Source organism: Amycolatopsis benzoatilytica AK 16/65 (assembly GCF_000383915.1).
In the GTDB taxonomy this organism is placed as follows: domain Bacteria; phylum Actinomycetota; class Actinomycetes; order Mycobacteriales; family Pseudonocardiaceae; genus Amycolatopsis; species Amycolatopsis benzoatilytica.
The window spans coordinates 2,148,988-2,170,381 of the sequence record NZ_KB912942.1 but is presented as its reverse complement, the minus strand read 5'-3'; the positions used below and the strand labels follow the sequence as shown (position 1 = coordinate 2,170,381).

Genomic DNA, 21,394 nt, shown 5'->3' with positions numbered 1-21,394 from the left:
CCCCGCCCGTGCGAAGCTTCGGAATTCGTTCCCACCACGCCAGTTTCATCCCTGTCGGGTTGGGAAATCCCTACACTGTCGAAGGCGGCAAAGCGCACCGGCTACCAGGCCCCCGCCAGCGACAGGTCGTCGATCTTGCGTTCGCGCGTGGCCTGGCGCAGATCGGACTCGACCATCATGCGCATCAGTTCGTCGAACGCGACGGTGGGTTCCCAGCCCAGCACCTGCCGTGCCTTGCCGGAATCCGCGCACAGCGTCTCGACCTCGGCGGGCCGGACCAACTCCGGGTCGATCACCACGTAGTCCTCCCAGCTCAGGCCCACGCAGTCGAACGCGATCCGGACCGCCTCGCGCACCGAGTTCATCCGGCCGGTCCCGATCACGTAATCGTCGGGGACGTCCTGCTGCAGCATGAGGTGCATCGCGCGCACGTAGTCGCCGGCGAAGCCCCAGTCGCGGACCGCGTCGAGGTTGCCCAATTTCAGCTTGCCCTGCTGACCCAGCTTGATCTGGGCCACGGCCAGCGAAATCTTCCTGGTCACGAACTCCGCGCCGCGCCGGGGAGACTCGTGGTTGAACAGCATCCCGGAGACCCCGTACATGCCGAAGGACTCACGGTAGTTGCGCGTGATGTAGTGCCCATAGGCTTTCGCTACCCCGTACGGGCTGCGCGGGTGGAAGATCGTCGTCTCCGACTGCGGCGTCTCCATCACTTTGCCGAACATCTCCGAAGAGGACGCCTGGTAGAACCGGATCTGGCCGCTGGCCGAGGAACGAGAGGCGATCGACAGCCCGCTCACCATCCGGATCGCTTCGAGCATGCGCAACACGCCCATGCCGTTGACCTCGGTGACCAGCTCGGCCTGTTCCCAGGACATCGGGACGAAGGAAATGGCCCCGAGGTTGTAGACCTCGTCGGGCTGGATCTTGTCGACGGCCGAGACGAGGCTGGACTGGTCCAGCAGGTCGCCGTTCACAAAATTGAGATCGGCGGCGAGCCTGCTGACCCGCGACTTCCGCGGATTCGCCTGCCCGCGGATCAGCCCCCACACCTGGTACCCCTGCGCCAGCAGGTGCTCAGCCAGGTAGGACCCGTCCTGACCGGTGATCCCCGTGATCAATGCACGCCTGGACATGTCAATCCCCTATCTCGGCCAAGAATGATTCGCCTCGCGCGGCTGTCCGTCGCGGCGAAGCAGCGGTCCGGTCCTCCGCACCGCACGCCCACCGGACGCGAGGCCGGCATCCAGGCGAACCCGCCCGGAGGAAGCGAAACCGACAGTCGCAGCGGCGAGCGAAGCGTGTCAACCGAAGACGGACTGGCCAAGGATTTTCCCGAGACTTCCGGCGGGACATTCCAGGGTTCCCGACCGGCGACAACGCGTGCGAAACATTCACGAAATACACGTCTTCGCCGTCGCGCAATTCGGCGATCTCAAGTACGCCCACCGGAGGAACCTCGCCGTCCGCTTCGTAAACTCGCCGCCGCGCGAAAAGTGCTCGTACCCGGAAGAGGACAGGATCTCGGCCCGGTCGTCCGGGCCAGCCGCTTCCGCGCCGCCTCCGTCTTCCTCACCTCTTTCGGCCCGCCAGCGAGCACGACACGCACCTGGCAGTCTCGGTCGTCCTTTTCGAAAACGCACGTTCTCCGTGCCCGAGTTCGAGCGGAATTCCAGCGTGCGCCCTGCGGCCGGGCCTGGTCCAGCCTCCCACCGCAACACTGGTCTTTCCCCTATAGCTCGTCCGTCGCCGAATTCTGCGAAGTGGCCGGCACGCGCGCGGGTTCTAGGGATTTTCGGGTTGACGACCGCACCGGCGGCGGCAACGTTCCGGTGACGCGCGGCGGGCCGGTGCCGCTGCGGGCGAAGCGGCGCTCGCTGGGAACCTTCCGGACATCGTCCAGCGGCCGACCGTCGCGCACGTCGCCGAACTGGCTCTGCCGGCCCAGTCCGCGCAGTGCACGGCGGCACCGCCGTTCACTGCGCGGCGCCGGGATCAGCCGAGCTGGATCTCCGGCTGGTAGAGGTCGACCCACGTCGCGATATCGATCGTGCGGTCGAGAGCTTCCCTGGTGCTGTCCGAGACGTCCGCCGGATCCATCCGCACGACATTCTCCACCCAGGCACGGTCGGTGAATTGGAAGACGGGGTGGTCGGGCTCGCTGACCAGTTCCCTGGCCATCTGCTGAAGCTCGCCCGCGTAGCGGTCGTCCTGCGTGGCCGGGAAAGGGCTCTTGACCCGTTCGCGAACCGAAGCGGGCAGCAGTTCGCCCGCCGCGGCGCGGAGAAGGCTCTTCTCGCGGCCGTCGAACGTCTTCATCGCCCAAGGCGTGTTGTAGACGTATTCCACCAGTCGGTGATCGCAGTAGGGCACCCGCACCTCGAGCCCGACCGCCATGCTGATCCGGTCCTTGCGGTCGAGCAGCATCGGCAGGAACCGGGTGAGATGCAGGTGGCACATGACCCGCATCCGCCGTTCGCGCTCGTCTTCGGCGGGCAGCGATTCGACCGCGGCCGCCGCGTCGTGGTAGGAGTCCTTGAAATAGGTCTCCAGGTCGAGCGCGGCCACCAGGTCCGGATTCATCATGCCCGTCGCGTTCGCGTCGTCCCACGCGGCCAGGACGGGAACCATCCACGGATAGATCTCGGCTTCGGCGAGTTCGGGGATGTGGAACCACGGATACCCGGCGAAGACCTCGTCCGCGCCCTCGCCGGACAGCGCGACCGTGGAGTGTTCCCGGATCGCCTTGAACAGCATGTACAGCGGCACGTCGACATCCGCCATGCCGACCGGGAAATCCCGCGCCGCGATGACCGCGCGGCGATTGTCCCAGTCGGCCATGGACGTATAGGGCAGTACGATGTCCTGATGGACCGAACCGATGTGGCCGGCGACGTCGTGGACAAACGGCGAATCGGGCGTGGCCCGCATCAAGTCCGGCCGGAACGCTTCGTTGCGGCCGACGAAATCGACTGAATAGGTGTGTACGCGTTCGCCCTGCGCGGCCAGTTGCTTGGCCGCCACGACGGTGAGCGAGCTCGAATCCAGCCCTCCGGAGAGCAACACGCACTGCTGGACGTCCGCGACGAGCTGATGTGCCACGACATCCTCGAACAGGTCGCGAGTGGCCGCGATGGTGGTGTCCAGATCGTCGGTGTGTTCTCGGGGCGAGAGCTGCCAGTACGTGCGCTCGCGCACGCCGGAGCGGTCGATCACGACCAGGCCGCCGGGCCGGACCTCACGCATGCCGTCCCAGACCGCGACGCCGGGGGTGTTCCAGCCGTTCAGCATCTCGCGCAGGCCCTCGGTTTTGATCACCCGCTTCACCTGCGGGTGAGCCAGGATCGCTTTCGGCTCCGAACCGAAGAGGACGCCGTCCGCGGTCGGATGGAAGAACAATGGCTTGATGCCCAGCCTGTCCCGGACCAGCACCAGCTTCTCGTCACGAGAGTCCCAGACCGCGAACGCGTACATGCCGTCGAGCCGGTCGACGAGCGCCTCGCCCCATTCCAGATAGCCGCGCAGCACTACCTCCGTGTCGCTCGAGGTCCGAAACTGATGCCCGCGCCGGCGCAGTTCGTCGCGCAGCTCGACGAAGTTGTACGCCTCGCCGCTGTAAGTCATCGCCACCCGTCCGCCCGCCGTATCGACGGTCATCGGTTGCGCGCCGCCCTCGAGGTCGATCACGGCCAGCCTGCGGTGCCCGAACGCGATGTGCCGATCCGCCCAGCCGCCTTCGGCGTCGGGGCCGCGACAGGCCATCGTCCGGGTCATCGCGCCCACCGCCGACCGGTCGGTCCGCAAGTCCCGCTGAAAGGACAGCCACCCCGCAATACCGCACATTTCCGCTTACTCCCTTCGACGCGGGCTCGGAACACGCCCGCCACGGACCTTCGCAGAAGACCACCGGGGAAACCTCTAGTGTTTCGGCTGGCAGTAAGCAGAACTGGGAGTTTCCCCAGATCGTTCGGCACATACTGGCGGCACACCGGGTCTTTCCGACGAAGGGCAGCGCATGAGCCGCGACCTGATGATCGAGGCCGCCGGGATCACTCGGACGTTCGGCTCCGTGACCGCACTCGACGAGGTGAGCCTCGTCGTCGAGCGGGGCCGAGTGCTGGGCTTGCTCGGCCACAACGGCGCAGGCAAGACGACACTCGTCAACGTTCTGGCCACGATGTTGCCGCCAACGTCCGGATCTGCCCGCGTGGCCGGGTACGACACCGTCCGCGAAGGCACCGAGGTGCGCAGGCGGATCGGCCTCACCGGGCAGTTCGCGTCCGTGGACGTCGGGCTCACCGGGCGGGCCAATCTCGTTCTGCTGGCCAAGCTGCTGGGCGCGAGCAGGCAGCAGGCGGCGCGGCGGGCCGAGGAACTGCTGGCGGCGTTCGCACTGACCGAGGCCGCCGGCCGGCCGGCCCGCACCTACTCCGGCGGCATGCGGCGACGCCTCGACCTGGCCGCGAGCCTGGTCAGCAGTCCCGAGGTGCTTTTCCTGGACGAGCCGACGACCGGGCTGGACCCGACGAGCCGGATCAACCTGTGGCAGATCGTCGAGGGGCTGGTCGAGCAGGGCACGACGGTGCTGCTCACCACCCAATACCTGGACGAGGCCGACCGCTTGGCCGACATCATCACCGTCATGTCCGACGGCCGGATCGTCGCGTCCGGGACGGCTGCCGCGCTCAAGGCGCGAGTCGGCCAGCGCTCGGTGCACGTCCGTCTTCCGCACGTCGCGCAGACGGATTCGGCGTGCGCGGCACTGCACGGCGCGGGGCTGCAGCCGGCGGTAGCCGAGCCCGGCGTCGTCGTCACGCCGGTCGCCACGGCGCGCGCGATCGCCTCCGTCATCCGCGCACTGGACGACATCGGGGTCGAGGCCGAGGACATCGCGCTGCGCGAACCGACGCTGGACGACGTCTATCTGAGCCTCACCTCTCGTGACCCCGAGTTCGCGGCCTAACCCTGTCTGGAGCCTCGCCATGACCACGACGTTCCCCGGCCCGGCCGCGACGGCGACTGGGCGCTGGAAGTCCGCCTCGTTCGCCGCGCAGGTCGCCGCGCTGGCCGGGCGCCAGCTGTCCACCTCGGTGCGCGACCCGCAGGAGATCCTGTTCGCACTCCTGCAGCCGCTGGTGCTGCTGTTCATGTTCACCCAAGTGTTCGCGGCGCTGACGACGACGACCGGATTCCCCGCTGGTCTGTCCTATGTAGACTATTTGATGCCCGCGATCCTGCTGACGAACGCACTGCAACAGGCGATGCAGTCCGGCAGCGGGCTGGTCGAGGACCTGCACAACGGGTTCCTCGCGCGGCTGCGGTCGATGCCGGTGCACCCGATCGCGCCCCTGGTCGCCCGCAGCTGTGCGGACCTCGCGTTCTGCGGTCTGCAGCTGGTGGTGATGTTGGGCATCGCCATCGCCCTGTTCGGCTACCGGCCCAGCGGCGGGCTGGCCGGCGCGGCGACGTCGCTCTTGCTGGCGATGGTGGTCTGCTGGGGGGTCGGCTGGGTGTTCCTCGCACTGGGCTCGTGGCTCCGGCGGGCGCAGACGATGCAGAACATCAGCATCGTGGCTGTGTTCCCGGTGACGATCATCTCCAGCGCCTACGTGCCGCTTTCGGCGCTTCCCGGCTGGGTCCGCGCCATCGCGACGCTCAATCCGCTGACCTACGCCGTCGACACCATGCGGGCACTCGCGCTCGGCTTGCCCGGCGGCGGCTTCGGCCCCGCCGCGCTCACGGTGGCCATCAGTGCGGTCCTGGCCGTCGGCGGCGCCCTCGCGGCTCTTCCCGGCTTCCGCCGTCCGCTCTGATCGCCGCCGCACCACAATGTCCAGCGCGGGATTGCCGCGCTGGACATTACTGGCTTTCGCGGGCGGGATCCGTACCGGCGCACTGCGCCGCCGCGCCCGGCACGACGGCCCAGTGCCGCCTTTTCACCAGGCGACCAGCAGCTCCGACAGCCCGGCCGCGAACTCGTCGTCCGGAGCCACCAGCTCCGCCACCGGCCGGATCAGGCGCAGCCCAGGAAGCCGCCGCAGCAGCGTGGAATACGCCAGCCGCAGTTCCATCCGCGCGAGCGGCGCGCCGACGCAGTGCCACATGCCCAGCGCGAAGGTCAAGTGCGGGTTCGACGGGCGGGCGAGATCGATCCGGTCGGGCTGAGCGAAGGCACGTACGTCGGTGTTCGCCAGTGCCAGATCGAGCAGCACCAGATCGCCGGCCTGGATGCGGACTCCGTCCAGGTCGATGTCTTCCCGCGCGTAGTGCGGCATGATCACCCCGCCCGCGCTGGCGGTGCGCAGCATTTCCTCGACCGCAGCGGGCATCAACGCCGGATCGGCGGTCACCGCCGCACGGAGTTCTTCGTCGCTGCACAGCCGTGCGACGCCGAAGGCGATGTGGTTCACCACGCCGCGGGATCCGAAGATCACCCCGGCGATCGTGTCGGCGATATCCCCGTCCGACAGCCCGGCGGTGCAGCAGCCGGAGATCAGGTCGTCGTGGGGCTCCTTCCGCCGCTGCGTGATCAACGGCTTCAGCGCGTCCGCGAGCGGGGACAGACCGTCGGTGTCGACGCCGAGCATGCTCACCTCGGAGAGCAGCCGGCCCAGACGGTCGCGGTCTCCGGCGGGAATGCCGATCATCTCGCACACCACCGCCATGGAAACGGGGTTCGCGAACAGCTCCAGTACGTCGGCGGGCGGGCCGTGGGACGCCAGCGCGGCCACCGCCTCCTCGATGATCGCCGCGACCCGCGGTTCCAGTTCGGTCATTCGTTTGCGGGAGAAATACGGGGTCAGCACCGACCGCATCAGGCGGTGGTCGGCATACTCGTTTTCGTAGTCGGTGCGGCCGGTGGCCTCCTCGATGATCGGGGAGTCGATGAACTGGGGCGCGTTCGCCGGGTCCGGGTGTGCGCGCCCGAGCTTCTCGCTCATCAGCAGGTTCTTGATCTCGGCGTAGCGGGTGATCAGCCACGCGCTGTCGTCTGCGTAAGTCCGTACCCGCACGACCGCACGGGATTCTTGCAGCGACCGCCAGTCTGGGGCGGGCCGGAGCACCGGCGCGGACAGTGCGGCCAGGCTGGGCAGATCCTCGGAACGACTGGGCATTTTCAGGCTCCGTTGCGGCTCGACGTAGTTCTCCGGCAAGTCAAGGTCGAACATCCCAGCGGCGTGGAAGCGCTGTCAAAGCTCCTGGCGAAAGGGTGGGGAAAGCACCAAATCCCGCGGACTCCGGTGACCCATTCGCCGGCTCCTCGCCCGACATCTTTAGTGATTTCCTCGTTCCGGCAGGGGTTGACTTCCGGCAACGACATCGACCGTTCCCCGACGGTCCCCGACTGAAGGAAACTACCCATGCGCACCAGCGCGAGGAACTCCGATCGCTGGCTCCGCCGGTTCCGCCCGTCCCCGGCGGCCGCTGTCCGCCTGGTCTGCTTCCCGCATGCCGGCGGCTCGGCCAGCTTCTACCAGCCGCTGGCGGCGGCGCACGCGCCCGGAGCCGACGTCGTCGTGCTGCAATATCCGGGGAGACAAGAACGCCATCGCGAACCGTGCGTACCCACGGTCGGCCGTTATGCCGACGAGATCGCGGAATTGCTGTCCGCCGAGCCGGAGCTGCCTACCGTCTACTTCGGACACAGCATGGGCGCTTCGATCGCGTTCGAGACCGCGTTGCGCACCGGCGCCGCGTCCGCACTGGTGGTTTCCGGGCGTCGAGCACCGGCGACCCGCCGGGACGAGCGTTTCCACCAGCTGGACGACGCGGGGCTGCTGCGCGAGATCCGCCGGCTCGGCGGAACCGAAACAGCGGCACTGGACAATGAAGAGATCCTCCGGATGTCCCTGCCCGCGATCCGCAGCGACTACCGGGCCGCCGAAACCTACGAAGGCGCCGCGAGCGCTGTGCTGGAATGCCCGGTCATCGCGCTGATCGGCGACTCCGACCCGAAGGCTACCCTCGCGGAAGTCGACCGCTGGCGCGAGCAGACCACCGCCGCATTCCGCATGCGGAGCTTTCCGGGAGGGCACTTCTACCTGATCACGCACACTGCCGCAGTCAACCAGGAGATAGCCGCCGAGCTCGCCAGGCTCGGCAACGAAACTGCGGCCGGCCCCGCCACGCGGATCAGCGGCTCCGCCACCTCAGCGTAAGCGAGAGGCGGCCTTCCAGGAGACTCGGCGCACCTGTCGGCCTGCGGGCAAAGCATCGGCGATCCGTCGCACGGCGCTCGCGCCCCGGTAGCGCACCGGCTTGACCGCTCAACAGCCAGCAGCGGCGTGCTCCCATGCGCAACGCTCCTGTCCGTTCGGTGTCAGGACTCCCGGATGAACTCCGGCCGCACTCGCGGTGGCCACTGGCCGAGGCTGAGGATGCCGAGCGAATAGCCCTTCGAGACAAGCGACGGGCGATTGGTCACCTTCAGCATCCGCAACAACGTAGTCACGTGGTACTCGATCCCGCCCCGCGAAAGGAACAGCCTCGCCGCCAGCTGCACCGTGGACTCCCCCGTCGCAACGCCCTCGAGGATCCGCGCGTCGATTGGGCTCAGCAGCACCCGTTTGCCGGCGGCCAGCTGCGGAACGGTCTCGGTGTCCTCTGGCCGCACGAGCATCAGCAATCCGTTGACCCGGCCCGCGTCGCCGCGCACGGCGACGCCGATCAGCTCGCCCTCGAACGCCGTTTCGCCGGCGCCGATCGCAACTATCTGCTCGGTGATCCGGGAATGCCCGCCTTCCCTGAGCCGGGTCAGCTGGTCTCGCACCTTCCCGTGCACGCTCGGATGCAGGAACTCGCAGAAACCACGGCCGAGCAGATCCTGCCCACCGCAGCCGAACTGCCGCGAGAAGAAGCGATTCGCGTCGGTCACGCGTAGCCCTAGGTCCAGGTTCGCGATGCACATCCCGGACTGGTCGAAAAACGAACGATACCGCTCGCCGTGCTCGGTCCCGTGTGGACCGTGCCCCGGCACTGCGGGGCGAGTGGCCATCGGAGGTGAACTCATCTGAACTGACCGTTCCTTTCCTGCCGTCGCAGATGCGGAAAACCAAGCCGGAGCGACCTCTGCCACGCATCGAGCGAACAGCAAGCTGTCGCCGCCGGGCTATTCTTGGCAATCTTTTTCAGCACGGTGCAAGCCCGCGACAAGGAGAACGTGGTCGACGAATCAATCCCGGGCCCGTCTGCCGAGACGCGACGAGAACAGGGGGTGGAACGGTGGCACGCGCACCGGAAGCCGAGCGGCCCCACCTGTTCCGCACGCATCGACCCGGTCCACGGGCCTCGGCCAGCGCCTACGCGCAGGCATCGGCTTCCGTCCGCGATTCCCCGCCGGAACCCGCCGTTCGCGACACTGCCGGCACGACCCGCTTCGCCCGGCGGGCACCGAAGGGCGCACAAGTGCTCCCGGCCGCGCGAGCTGTCGGCCGGGCGACTCGCAGTGGCGTATCGCGCGCCGACCCAACCGCGCCAACAATGCTCGTTTGAGCAATATATTCGGCACGGCCACCACTGTGGACCGTTTCGACACGCTCATCCCGCGCATGCAATTCGTAGTCAGGCTGATGACAATAAGTTATTAACGGTGTCATAGTGCACACTCCCGCCATGCGAACTGGTGACGCTAGACCCCTCACTAGCACACGCTACGCTACAACCGCAGGCAGACGCCGTGCAATAACGCTAGGCTGAACGGACCAGGAGCCAGGTAAGGACGTGCAGTTTTTCCTGCACGAGGGTGATTACCCAACCGAAGAGTGACGCCTGAGGCGATCCTGTCCCAAACCGAAATGCTCATCCGTGCACTTTGGCGGCAATTCAGTGGACTGCCGCTCGGCACCGGCGGCGCGCGCCGGAGGGCGACGCGGCGGCCGCGAGGCAGCGTCCGAACTCCGATTCTTCCACAGCCTGGCTGGACGCGATCCGACCCACCTGTCCGGACGTGCAGCAGGAAGGCCTCTCCGGGCCGGGACCAATGCGGCTCGTCAGATGACCTCCCCATCAGGTCGTTCACCTCGATGCCGTGCTCCCTGCTCCACTTCCTCAGTACTTACTGGTGACATGCCTTGTCCGGCTGCCGTTTCCCCGGCTTGCTCCGGCACGGCGAATCCAGCTGAGTTCTAGGGTTTTTCTGGTTGTTCGCAGGAGAGGGTGTGCCTCAGAGCGACTCGACCGGGTGAACGAGAACACCCACGGCAAGGAAAGCAGGCTCGCGGTGGCGGGGATTTCCGGTTCGTGCGCGGTTTGGGCACCGCCGATCCGAGCCGCATGGCCGGTCGAATTCGCCGTGGATCTGCAGCCACGACGTATGCGGCGGGGATGCTCCTCCGCGTCCGGTGCGGTCGCTCTTCCCATACTGACGACGTACGTCAACGTTTCCCCGCTGCCGGCGGGGAAACGTTGACGGAAGGTCTTCGCTAGGACAGGCGGACATCGCATGAGCGGCACGACCGCAGCGCTCTTCCCAGGCATGGCTCCCGCGACTTTCGGCGATCTCGGGCGGTTTCTCGTGCTCGATCGCTACGTCCGCCGCTGGGTGCGGGCCGCCGACGACGCGCTGGGCGAACCGCTGATACCCGGCTTTCGGGCCGAGTCCGGAACTTACGGGCCATTTTCCCAGGTGGCCTTCCTGGTGACCTCGCTCGCGTTGGCCGATCGGGCCGAGGCCGAGCACGCGATGACGGCCGACGTGTGTGTCGGCCCCAGTCTCGGGCAACGCGCCGCGGCGGTGTACTCAGGCGCACTCGGGTTCAGTGACGCGGCCCGGCTGACCGCGGACTGGGCCCGCTGCGAGGCCGAATACTTCGCGGCAGAGCCCGAAGGCTTCGTGACCCAGTGCTTCGTGCGGGTGCCGCCCGACCCGTTCCGGGAGCTGCTCGCCGAACTCGATCAGCGTGGGGAATGGGCGGAAGTCTCGGTCATCCTCGGCGGCGATTCCCTCATGATGTCGGTGCGCGAGGCGATTCTCGACGAGGTGGTCTCGGCGGTTCGCAAGATGGGCGGCTACGTGATGCAGGCAATGCGCCCGGCGGTGCATGCCAGGCGCTTCACCCCGCTGCGGGAAAAGGCGGCCGCGGCGCTGGCCGCGTACTCGCTCGCCGACCCGGCGCTGGCGATCGTGGCCGACCAGGACGGCAGGGTCGTGCGGACCGCGGCCGAAGTCTCCTCCATGCTCCTGGACGGCTTCGATCATCCGGTGGACTGGCCCGCCGCGGTCGCCGGCCTGGCCGGCCTGGGCGTGGACACCGTCTTCGTCACCGGACCCGATCAGTTGTTCCACAAACTCGACGCCACCAAATCCCTCGGCGAGATAGTCGCTGTCACACCGGCAACAGCGAGCAAGCCGCGGCGCTGAGGAGGTTTCGATGCGTCCGGGTTCTGCACAGGTTCCGGTCTCCCCCAGGGACGCATCGCAGTCCAGCCGTGCGGAAGCGTTGCCGGAAGACCCACGATCTGGCGTCGCCTGACGTCCGCAGCGACTACCCTGCCTGCGACAACCCACGAGGGCGCTCCGGAGGCGGACTGCCCGATGGTCGGTTGAGAGGATTCTCGCACCCGCAGAAAACCTTTGCACCGCAGGGGAACATTCCCACCCGGGACACCCACCGGTTGCCTGAGCGGGGAAGGAAACGCACTGCACCGATGCCGCGGCGGGGGCTCCTCCCGTACGCCGGTCCACGCATCGAGCAGCCGGGCCATGCTCGACGCCTGCGCGCCCGACTTCGCGCGCGGGCTCACGAAGCCCGGATGTGCTCTGGCCGGACGCGCGGTGGCCACTGCCCGAGGCTCAGGATTCCGAGCGAATAGCTCTTCGAGACGAGGGCCGGCCGATTGGTGACCTTGAGCTGCCGCAGCAGCGTCGTGACGTGGTACTCGACCCCGCCCCGCGACAGGAACAGCTTCGCCGCCAGCTGCACGGTGGACTCGCCCGTCGCGACCCCCTCGAGGACTCGGGCGTCGATGGGACTCAGCAGCACCTGCTTGCCACTGGCCAGCTGCAGGGCACCCTCGGCCTCGTCCGGCCGGACCACCACCAGCAGCCCGTTGACCCGGCCGGCTTCTCCCCGCACCGCCATGCCGGTCAGCTCACCGGCGAACACTGCTTGCCGGGCACCCATCGCGACTACCTGCTCGGCGAAGCGTGGATGGCCGCCGTCCCTCAGCAGGCTGAGCTGGCGGCGTACCTTATCGTGCGCACTCGAGTGCAGGAACTCGCAGAATCCGCGACCACGCAGATCCTGACCGCTGCGGCCGAACTGCCGCGAGAAAAACCGATTGGCGTCGGTCACCCGCAGCCCCAGGTCCAGGTTCGCCATGCACATCCCGGACTCGTCGAAAAGCGACCGGTATCTGTCGCCGTACTCGGTGCGCACAGGGGGAACCGGCACCGCATAGCGAGTGACCACTGTGGTTGAATTCATGCGATCAGACCGTTCTTCTCATTTCATGAGAGATTTTTGAACCCGATACCCGGCGAACTATTCCAAACGATTACCGGAACCTTTGCTCCGTTATTTTCCGTGTCCGCATCGTATCGATCAAGAATCGACCGAGTCAACAGATCTGAGCCCTTCGTCCTTAACACTGCGGTACCGTATCCGGATGGTTCGGCCCGCATGCGGTCCCACCGCCTGATTACCGACAACCGGCTGCAACTCGCCGGAGACCTGACCGCACCGGACTCTGCCCGATATTTCCGCAGGAAGAGAGTTCAGATCCCGTTGAAGGTGTATCCCACCCACTATCCGATGGTCAAGAATCGCGGACCGGCACCGGGAACAAGATACCGGTCCGAGGCATTGAGGCATGGTTAAGAAACCCTGGCCACCCGCCGCCGGAGCCACCCGGCGAGACGGCCGGAAACTTCTTTCACAAGCCAAACCAGGATTCGGCCCGCCGTTTCCGGCACCGGCCGATTCAGCCGGCCCTGGCCTGTCCCAGTGCGTCGGCCAGACCGGCCCGGCCGCCGATGCGCAATTTGCGGTAAACACCGGTCAGCTGCTTCTCGACCGCGCGCCGACAGATCCCGAGTGTTTCGGCGATCTCCGTATTGGTGTGCCCGTGCGCCGCCAGCTCGGCCACAGTGGCCTCGCCGCGAGTAAGCCCGGTCCGCCGCGGCGTCTCGGTTGCGACCGCACTGCGCACGGCGTGCCGGCCGGCGCGAGCGCTCAGCCAGCTCGCTCCGCTCTGCTCGGCCAATTTCTGTCCCAGCCGCAACAGGCGATCCGCCTCGGCCACGTCGGTTTCCCGAATCCGTTCGCCGAGGCTCACCAGGGTCTTCGCCTGTTCGAACGGGTTGCCCGATCCCTCCATCAGCTCGAGGGATTCGCGCAGCCAGCGCACGGCCGGCTCGCCGCCGTGCACCACGGCCCGGATCCGCAACGAGCGGGCGACCCCGACCGGCTCACCCCAGGCGATCGAACGCTCGTAATTTTCCTCTGCCACCCGCTTGGCCTCCCCGACGCGGCCGAGGCGATGCGACAGCAGGGCAATCGGCTCCCGCCACCGGAGCAGCGCCGGGTTGCACCAGCCGATGCGGTCGAAGTACCGCCCGCAGTCGGTGAAATGCGCCCGCGCCGCGTCGAAATCACCTCGCACGGCAGCGGCAATGGCCCGCAGGGAGCGACGGATGAGGAACTGCCACGGGTCATCAGAGGATTCGGGTGCCGCGAAGACCCGGCCAGCCAACGCTTTGTCCCGCAACAAGAAAGCCGCTACCCCGAGCGCGTGCTCCGGCAAGACTCGCACGTCGGATTCCTGCGTCGCGACGGCGTCGCACGCACGGACGGCGTGCTCCTTGCCTTCGGCAAGGCGGCCCTGCGCGAGCAGCACGAAGGCGCGTTGGGCATCGACCATGGCCCGCGGGACCGTGCCGGCGCGCAGCTGCGGGTAGTCGCCGGCCGCATCGAGCCAGCTCAACGCGCGGCCGGCCTCGCCGACTGCCACCAGGATGGCCGGCAGGATCGGCATGACCGCCCGCGCCTGCAGCCAGTGTGCAGGCTGATGGTCCAGGATCTGCACGATCGGAGCGAGGACTTCGTTCCGGCTCAGCCGCTCGCTCAAGGTACCGGCGAGCAGCAGCACCGTCCGCAGCTCGCGTTCCGCGGCACTGGGCACGGGAGTAACCGGGAGACTCCGCAGCCGCGCCACTGCACCGGCCAGCCGGGACCGGTCCGGCAACGCCGCGTACCACGCCCGGGCCTCGAGCCGCAGAGACAGCTCACGGTCGCGGTGGTGCAGTTCCTCGGCCGGGCCGAGGTCCTCCGACACGTCCCGCACCAGCTCGGCGATCAGCGGTCCGGCCGCCGCGATCGACAGCGGGCTCCGCGCGATCACCGCCGCCCGGTCGCGCGCCGCTTCCAGCAGGGACGCTGCCTGTGCCAAGTGCCGAACCGCGACGGCCGAACCGGCATCGAACTCCGCGTCAGCCAGCTCTGCAAGCAACCACGCGCGGTCCGCGTCTTCCGTCGGCTGATCCCGCAAGACCCAGCGCAAGTACCGGGCAGCGGTGTCCGGCTCTCCCCTCCGCCGCGCGTCGGTGGCCGCCGCGCGCAGACACCCGGCCTCGCCGCGTCCGCCTGTGCTGTCGACGCGCAGCACATGCCCGATCACCTCCTCGACCGGATACCCGTTCTCGGCCAGGAGTGCAGCCGCGGCCCGGTGCAGCGAAGCGCTCTCTCGTGCGCTCATCGCTCCCTCGATCACCCGGGCGATGGCGGGGTCGCGGACGGCAAGCACCTCCCCGGCCGCCGTCAGCCACCTCCCTTCGAGGACTTCCCTGGCTGCTGCGTACTGCCTCGCATCGAGTCCGGACAGCATCGCCGGTAGCCGATGCTCGGCCCGGACTCCCAAGACGACCACGGCTTTCGCCAGCGCTGCGGCGGCCGGATCGCGCCCCAGCACGGACCGCAGCCGTTCCGCCCGGACCGCTCCGCCGAGCGCGCGAACCTGCTCAGCTTCCTCCGCCCGGCCGGACAGCCGGTGGCTGAACGCAGAGTCGAGCAGACTGCCGAGTTCCTTCGGACAGCCGTCCGTGATTTCGTGACAGGCCCGGACGAACTCGGGTTCGAGGGCGGGGCCGAACCGGCGGCCGACCAGCTCCCCGGTGGCCGCCGGCGAAAGCGCCACCGCGCGAACGCGGTGGCCTGCACTCGCGGCGATCTCCCGGATCAACGGACAATCCCGGCCGGCACCATCCGGGAGCACCACGCCGACGAGCAGCCGCATCCCGGACAACCGCGCCGCGAGGAACACCAGCGCGCGGAGCGAAGGCTCATCGGCCCACTGCAGGTCGTCGACCAGCACCAAGACCGTCCGCTGCCGGGCAAACGCGGCGATCAGCGCGTGCAGGCCGTGCAGCACCATCGCCGGCTGCGTGTCGTGCTCCGCCGCCTCGTCCGCGAACCCGCCGCCCAGGCACCGCAGCAACTTCCGCGCAACGAGCGGTATCTCCGGTTCATCCGGTGCGCTCAGCGAGGGAAGAGCGAGCTGCCGCACGACACCGAGCGGGAAGTCCGCTTCCGGCCCGGCCCCTCTTGCGTGCAGCACGCGAGCGCCGAGGCGGTCGGCGATCGTGGCCAGCTGCCGCAGCAACGCCGTCTTCCCGGTCCCGGCAGCCCCGCCGATCACCACCACGGCACCGGCGCCCGCGTCAACTCCGCGAACGGCGCAGTCCAGCTGCGCCAGTGCGGATTCGCGTTCCAGCAGCACGGGTCACGCCTCCGCCATCCACGCGTCGACCAGTTCCGCGCGTCCGCCGAGGCCGAGCTTGCGGTAGACCTTGGTGAGCCGTAACTCCACCGTGCGCACCGCGATCGAGAGCTCGGCCGCGATCTCCCGGTTGCCCGTCCCGCGGGCAGCCAGTTCCGCGACCTCGCGCTCGGCCGGGGACAGGCTCGCCGACGAGCGCAGGGCCTCGCACGGGAATCCGGGACCGGCCGCACGGTCGACGTCGTCGTGGCCGGCGCGGGCCATGATCCGGTCGCGGTGCGTCTGCACGGCAAAGCCGGTGCCCCACCGCTGTGCGAGCGCCGATTCCTCGGCGAACAGCGCCTGCGCCGCAGGCGAGTCGCCGAGCAGGTGGAGCGAAATGCCGGCCAGGGTGCGCCACGGCGAGAGCATCGGGTTGTGCCAGTGTCGCGAGCGCAGGATCCGGCCGCACTCGCGCAGCGGCCCGAGCGCGCCTGCCGGATCGCCACCGGCCAGCCGGACCGCCCCGCGCGCCGACAGCAGAAAGGCCCAGCCGACGCCGGCGTCCGCGCCCGGCGGCAGCGGCTCGGCCGCGATCGCTCTGGCGAGATCGAGCCTGCCAAGCGCGACCTCGGCTCCGAGCCTGCCGGCCACCAGCCGCGGCACCAGCTCCGGGTGCCAGGACTGCAGCGGAAGTTCCCTCGTGGCAGCGGCCAGGTCGCGCACTGCGTCCTCGGGACGGCCGCCCCTGACCGCGGCGACCGCGCGGTACAGCAAGGCTTGGGCGGCCGCGGCTCGCGCATCACGCCGCCGGGCAGCGACGAGCACTGCATCCAGCCCGACGACAGCCTGATCGAGGTCATCGCAGCACAGCAAGGCGCGGCAGGCCGCCAACCGCGGGATCAACGGAGTGTCGTGGCGCGCGGCGAGCGCATCTGCTGCCAGTAGCCGGACCCGCTCCCGGTCGGTTGCCCGGACCGCCAGCTGCCAGGCCAGCACGCCAGCCTGCGCGGGGTTGCGGGGCGGTCCTGCCGGCAGGTCCGCCAACGCGAACGGAGCGTCTGGTTCGGCTGGAGCCTCCTCGTGCGCGAACCGGCCGAGCGCGGTCAATGTCTGCCGAACTTCTTCCGGTCCCCGCTCGCGACCGGCCGAGGTCAGCGCCACTTCACGGGTGGTGCCGGCGTCGCCGCGGCTGAGCAGCAGATCGGCGGCTACGACCGCAGCTGGCGAGCACGGCGACTCGTGCAGGATCTGCCGGAGCCGTCCGTCGCTGGCCTCCGGTGCATACGTGACCTCGATCCCCGCGAGCCGGGTCAACGCCGCTTCCCGGTCGGCTGGGCTCATCGGTTCGGCCAGCGCCCGCCGCAATGCCTCGGCCGCCTCCGTCAAGCGACCCTGCCGCGCCCGCTCGGCGGCGGCTTCGGCCAACACCGTACCCGCCCAGGGCTGCCCTACGGGCCTGGTGGCGCACAGCAGATCCGCCACTCTGCCGGACGCGGCACCGGCCCGATGCTCGAATACGGCAGCCCGGAGGTACAGCTCCTCCCGTTCGGCGACCGGCATCGCTTCGAGCACGTCGATCGCCAGGTACGGACTCGCCACACGCGGCGCGGGAAGTTCGGTGGCCAGCCCCGCCACGACCAGCTGCTCCAGCGCTGCCTGCAGATCGGTGCCCGAACCGACGAGCGCGCAGGCCATCCGGAAATCGGACCCGTCCCCACCCACCGCGAGCACCCGCAGAAGCTCGAGCGCCCCCGCGGACAGCCCGGACATGACCCGGGCAGCCCGTTCCGACCACGCCGCCCTGCCGACGCCGCTCAAGTCCGGAATCCCCTCGCGCACCGCCCGCAGCCCGGTCTCCGCGAACCGGTCTGCCACCTCGCGCACGACTGCGGGATACCCGCGCGTGATGCCCGCCGCAGCCGCGATGAAATCCTCATCGGCACCCGCGCCGAAGGCATCACGGAGCATCCGGGTAGTCCCTGCGGGGCCTAGCGGTGCGAGACGGAACTCGCGGAGCGGTACCGGCCGAGCGTCGTCGAAAGCGGGAACGTTGTCAGAGTGCCGGGTGAGCCGTCCATACGTGGCCGTCGCCAGGAGCAGCGGATGCTTCTGTGCCGAGTGGGACAGCACGTCGAACCAGCGGAGTGACCAGGCATCCGCCCACTGAACGTCGTCCACGACCAAGACCAGCGGCGCAGCCGCGGCCAGTTCCGCAAATGCTTCCGACATCAGGCCCATCGCGGCATCGCCGTCCGCAGCGCAGGAAGCCGCAGCCAGATCGGCGAACCCTGCTGGCTCGTGCAGCACGGCGCTCAGCTGCAACACCGCGGCGTACGGGATGTCGGCATCGAGCGGGGAGCAGCGGGAGAAGGCGGTGGCGATACCGGCAGCGCGCGCAGACCGGAGGACGTGCTGCAGCAACGCGCTGCGCCCAACCCCAGGCGGGCCATAAACGCTCACATGAGCAGATCCTGCATTGACGCGTTCGACGAGGTCGGCAACCGCTCGCTCCAGCGTGACGACTTCGACTTCACGCTCCGCAAGTGGATCAGCTACAATACGTGACTGGAGGTGCAGCATATTGCCCTCCCGGCGTCCCCGAACGGTTACTCTCAAGCTTGGATCCTGTGCCGAAGGTTACAACGGTCGGCAAAATTTCTGCAAGACCACCGGTTTGAACAGGGCGGTTACGCGTCAGTAGCCCATTCGGCCCCATCGGGTACCGCAAGCGGCCGAACAGAGGAAGATCGTCACACTAAGTGACAGCAACCGGCTCGCGCTATTCCGCTCATCTGTGCCACAGGGCGCTCGTCAGGCCACTCCGGCCGTTGATGCCGAGTTTGCGGTAGACGCTCGTCAAGTGCAGTTCCACGGTCCGCTGGGCGAGGAACAACGCATCGGCGATCTCCCGGTTGGTCAAGCCCTCCGCTGCGCGCTGGGCCACCCGCAGCTCACTCCCGCTCAGCGCGTCGGCAGGGGACGCGGTCCCGCTGCGCATCCGGCCGCCTGCGGCGGCCAGCGCCGACAACGACAAGCGCAGCCGGTATTTGTCCCCGCAGCGCACCGAAAGAGAAATCGCCCGCCGCAGCCGTTCCCGTGCTCGCTCGCTGTCGCCCCGATGCAGCAGCCGGCCTCCGAGCAGGTACTCGACCTTGGCCAGTTCCAGCTTGGCCGGGGACGCCGCCAGCCGTTCCGCAGCCTCTTCAAGCAGCACGATCCCCGCGTCCCCTGGCGTCAGCATGCCGCGGGCAAGGCGGACCATCCCGGTCGAACGCGGGGTACCCCAGTGTTCGGCAGCCGCCTCCACCGCCTCGATCAGCTCTCTGCCCTCGCGGGCCCGATCGCGGCCGGCGAGGATCTCCGCGGCATCGCACCACCAGGTCGCGACCATCGGATTGCGGAAGCCGGCCTCCGCGAGGCTGTCACCGCAGTGGCGCAGGACGGTGAGCGCGGCCTCTTCTTTCCCCAGTGCGCGCAGCGATTTCGCCTGAGCCATCAGGAAAGCGTGCTGGCTCAGGCAGAACTGATCCGGCCCGAGCCTTTCCGCACTGTTCAGCACTTGTCCAGCGCTGGTCGGCCGGTCTTGGTGGAGGTGGACGCAGGCCAGGACGCCGTGCGGCAGACGCCAGTGCGGGCCCGGACCTTGCGTCGCGCGGTCGAGCGATGACCGGGCGTCGGAAAATGCTTCGGCAAGGTTGCCGGTGGAAAGCCAGATCAACGCCCGCACGCCGACGGCCAGGGTGTGCATGAACGCCTCGCCGGACCGCTGTGCGTTGTCGAGCACGTCGTTGACTGCTGCCAGCGCAGGTTCGATCCGGTCGGCGAGATACAGCGGGAGCGCCGCGCCGAGCGCCGCCCATCCATCGACAGCGGCGTTGCCGAGGCGGAGTACCTCCGCAGCCTGCGCGACGACCTCCGACCGGGGCCGGCCCTGCAAAGCGCCGAGCGATGCGGACATCGCCAGCAGCTCGCGATCCTCGGCGGTACGGCCGCCTCCCGGCATGACGACGGGGCGGTGTTCGCCCGAGCTCGCGGCGGCGGTCGTCTCGTGCCGGCCCGACATCAGCAACATCATCCTGAGCATCTGCATCGCCCGGGGCGGTTCTGCCTGCGGCTCGGCGGCAAACTCGGCAAGCACCTCGCCGCCCAGCTCGATCGCCCGCCGCGGGTCCTGGCTCGCCAGGGAGATCAGCAGGTACTGGACGACGATGGGTGCCCGCTCCCGCGGATCCGGCGCCAGCTGATACGCCCGTTCCAGGTACTGCAACGCCGATCGCGGGTCGACCTTGCCGAGCACCCGGCCCAGGTGGGTGAGGATGGCGACCGAATCCTCGTCCGCTTCCAGCGCGTGCACCAGGTAACGGGCCGCCGTCGAGGACGCACCCCGCCGCTCGGCCTGCGCGGCGGCGTCGCGCAGGATGTTCACCATCCACGGCCGGGTGATCGGCTCGAGCAGCATCAGCTGGACAGCGACATCCTCGGCCGGGCGTCCGCAGTCGTTGAGGAGAGTCGCCGCCCGGCACCGGAGCACGGTGAGCTCGGCTGGGGGCACGGCTTCGACGATCGCGGCGCGAACCGGATCGGGTGCGTACTCCAGCCGGTCGGGCATCAGCAAACCATTGCCGCGCAACGCCTGCACCGCGGCGACCGCCGCACTCGGCCGGACTGCGGCCAGCGCCGCGATCATCTCCAGTTCCTCGCAGCCGAGCACGGCTATCGCCCGGGCCACCGCCAAAGTGTCCGTCGGCAGCTGGTCCAGCACCGACAGCGCAACGACCCGGCGGCCCACCTCCTCCAGCATGCCGACCGACGCGGCGACGGGCCTGACCTCGCCGCGCAACCGCTCGATGACTTTGGCGAGCAGATGCGGGTTGCCGCCGGTCACCTCCCCGCACTTGGCGGCGAACGCCGGCTCCGGCGCCGTGTCGAAACCGGATTCCAGCAGCTCGGCGACCGCTTCGCCGGACAGCGGACCGAGATCGACAGTGAGACAGCGAGGCGATGCGCCGATCTCGCCCAGCGCGTCGAGACTCCGCTCCCCCGGCCCGGTCCGCTGAGTCATGATCACCAGCAGCCGCAGATTCTCCGCCCGTCGCAGCAGGAAACCGAGCCACCGCAAGGAGGTCTCGTCACTCCACTGGACATCGTCGACCACCAGGGCAAGCAGTCCCTCGGTCGCGTGTGCGGCCACGAATCCCAGCAGCCCGTGCATCACCGCGTAAACATCCCCCGGGTCGGGCCCACGCAACGCGGCCGGCTCGAGCCACGCCGTGCCAGCGGTCACGGCGTCCGGACCGGCTCCTTCTCCGGTCTGCACAAGCGGTTCGAGCAGCCTGCGTACCGCTTCGTATTCCGCCGAACCGTGTTGCGGGCACCTGACCGTCAGCACCGCGCGGGCGATTCCGTCCAGCTCGTCGAGTGCGGCCGAGACCATGCGGGTCTTGCCGATCCCGGCCGGCCCGCGCACCAGCACGGCCCGGCCTTCGCCGAGCGCGGCCTCACGCGCCTGCCGGAGGAGCAGGCGCATTTCCCAGTCACGGCCCGCCAGCTCAGCCACCGGGGCGGCCGGGCTTGGGAAGGCGCACCGCCGACCATCGCGTCGCGCGTCGGCAGTCGAGGGGACCACTCTGTCTCAGCTTCCTGTCAGCGCCTCACGAATCCGGACTGACCAGCACGATTCGCTTGGATTCCCAGCCGG

Annotated in this window: 12 protein-coding genes; 4 read left to right on the top strand and 8 right to left on the bottom strand. The window is 68.8% G+C overall.

Going from position 1 to position 21,394, the window contains the following annotated elements:
* Positions 1–101 precede the first annotated feature (101 nt).
* Together AMYBE_RS0110225 and asnB are read right to left on the bottom strand one after the other, a co-directional pair.
* Positions 102–1,136, bottom strand: coding sequence for a GDP-mannose 4,6-dehydratase (locus AMYBE_RS0110225; protein ID WP_020659279.1), 1,035 nt, complete (start codon positions 1,134–1,136; stop codon positions 102–104).
* 859 nt (positions 1,137–1,995) lie between these two features.
* A complete protein-coding gene (gene asnB / locus AMYBE_RS0110220) occupies positions 1,996–3,843 on the bottom strand; it encodes an asparagine synthase (glutamine-hydrolyzing) (RefSeq protein ID WP_020659278.1) in 1,848 nt (615 codons plus the stop codon).
* A gap of 172 nt (positions 3,844–4,015) precedes the next feature.
* On the opposite strand from asnB, the gene AMYBE_RS0110215 reads away from it, so the two are divergent.
* Both AMYBE_RS0110215 and AMYBE_RS0110210 read left to right on the top strand, forming a co-directional pair.
* Complete coding sequence (locus AMYBE_RS0110215; RefSeq protein ID WP_020659277.1) at positions 4,016–4,963, top strand: daunorubicin resistance protein DrrA family ABC transporter ATP-binding protein; 948 nt, start codon at positions 4,016–4,018, stop codon at positions 4,961–4,963.
* A 19-nt stretch (positions 4,964–4,982) separates the two neighbouring features.
* Positions 4,983–5,813: an ABC transporter permease gene (locus AMYBE_RS0110210; protein WP_020659276.1), complete on the top strand. Its 831-nt coding sequence runs from the start codon at positions 4,983–4,985 to the stop codon at positions 5,811–5,813.
* A 123-nt stretch (positions 5,814–5,936) separates the two neighbouring features.
* On the opposite strand, the gene AMYBE_RS0110205 is transcribed toward AMYBE_RS0110210, so the two are convergent.
* Positions 5,937–7,115: a cytochrome P450 gene (locus AMYBE_RS0110205; RefSeq protein ID WP_027927540.1), complete on the bottom strand. Its 1,179-nt coding sequence runs from the start codon at positions 7,113–7,115 to the stop codon at positions 5,937–5,939.
* Between the two features lie 246 nt (positions 7,116–7,361).
* Between AMYBE_RS0110205 and AMYBE_RS0110200 the strand changes: the two genes are divergently transcribed.
* Positions 7,362–8,159 carry a thioesterase II family protein gene (locus AMYBE_RS0110200; protein WP_020659274.1) on the top strand — a complete coding sequence of 266 codons (798 nt, stop codon included), beginning with the start codon at positions 7,362–7,364 and terminating at the stop codon, positions 8,157–8,159.
* 161 nt (positions 8,160–8,320) lie between these two features.
* Here the strand turns inward: AMYBE_RS0110200 and AMYBE_RS0110195 are convergent, their stop codons facing one another.
* The gene (locus tag AMYBE_RS0110195) at positions 8,321–9,010 is read right to left on the bottom strand and encodes a PAS domain-containing protein (RefSeq protein ID WP_245573176.1); all 690 of its coding nucleotides are present in this window, start codon (positions 9,008–9,010) and stop codon (positions 8,321–8,323) included.
* Between the two features lie 1,431 nt (positions 9,011–10,441).
* Here AMYBE_RS0110195 and AMYBE_RS0110190 point away from each other — a divergent pair.
* The gene (locus AMYBE_RS0110190; protein WP_020659272.1) at positions 10,442–11,359 is read left to right on the top strand and encodes an ACP S-malonyltransferase; all 918 of its coding nucleotides are present in this window, start codon (positions 10,442–10,444) and stop codon (positions 11,357–11,359) included.
* A gap of 379 nt (positions 11,360–11,738) precedes the next feature.
* Here AMYBE_RS0110190 and AMYBE_RS0110185 read toward each other — a convergent pair whose 3' ends face one another.
* From AMYBE_RS0110185 to AMYBE_RS0110165, 4 genes are all read right to left on the bottom strand, one after another.
* Positions 11,739–12,425, bottom strand: a complete 687-nt coding sequence (locus AMYBE_RS0110185) for a PAS domain-containing protein (protein WP_051124670.1) — start codon at positions 12,423–12,425, stop codon at positions 11,739–11,741.
* A gap of 496 nt (positions 12,426–12,921) precedes the next feature.
* The gene (locus AMYBE_RS0110180; protein ID WP_020659270.1) at positions 12,922–15,714 is read right to left on the bottom strand and encodes an AAA family ATPase; all 2,793 of its coding nucleotides are present in this window, start codon (positions 15,712–15,714) and stop codon (positions 12,922–12,924) included.
* A gap of 3 nt (positions 15,715–15,717) precedes the next feature.
* Positions 15,718–18,156: an AAA family ATPase gene (locus AMYBE_RS0110175; protein ID WP_027927539.1), complete on the bottom strand. Its 2,439-nt coding sequence runs from the start codon at positions 18,154–18,156 to the stop codon at positions 15,718–15,720.
* Between the two features lie 328 nt (positions 18,157–18,484).
* Positions 18,485–21,253 carry an AAA family ATPase gene (locus AMYBE_RS0110165; RefSeq protein WP_027927538.1) on the bottom strand — a complete coding sequence of 923 codons (2,769 nt, stop codon included), beginning with the start codon at positions 21,251–21,253 and terminating at the stop codon, positions 18,485–18,487.
* Between the last annotated feature and the right edge of the window lie 141 nt (positions 21,254–21,394).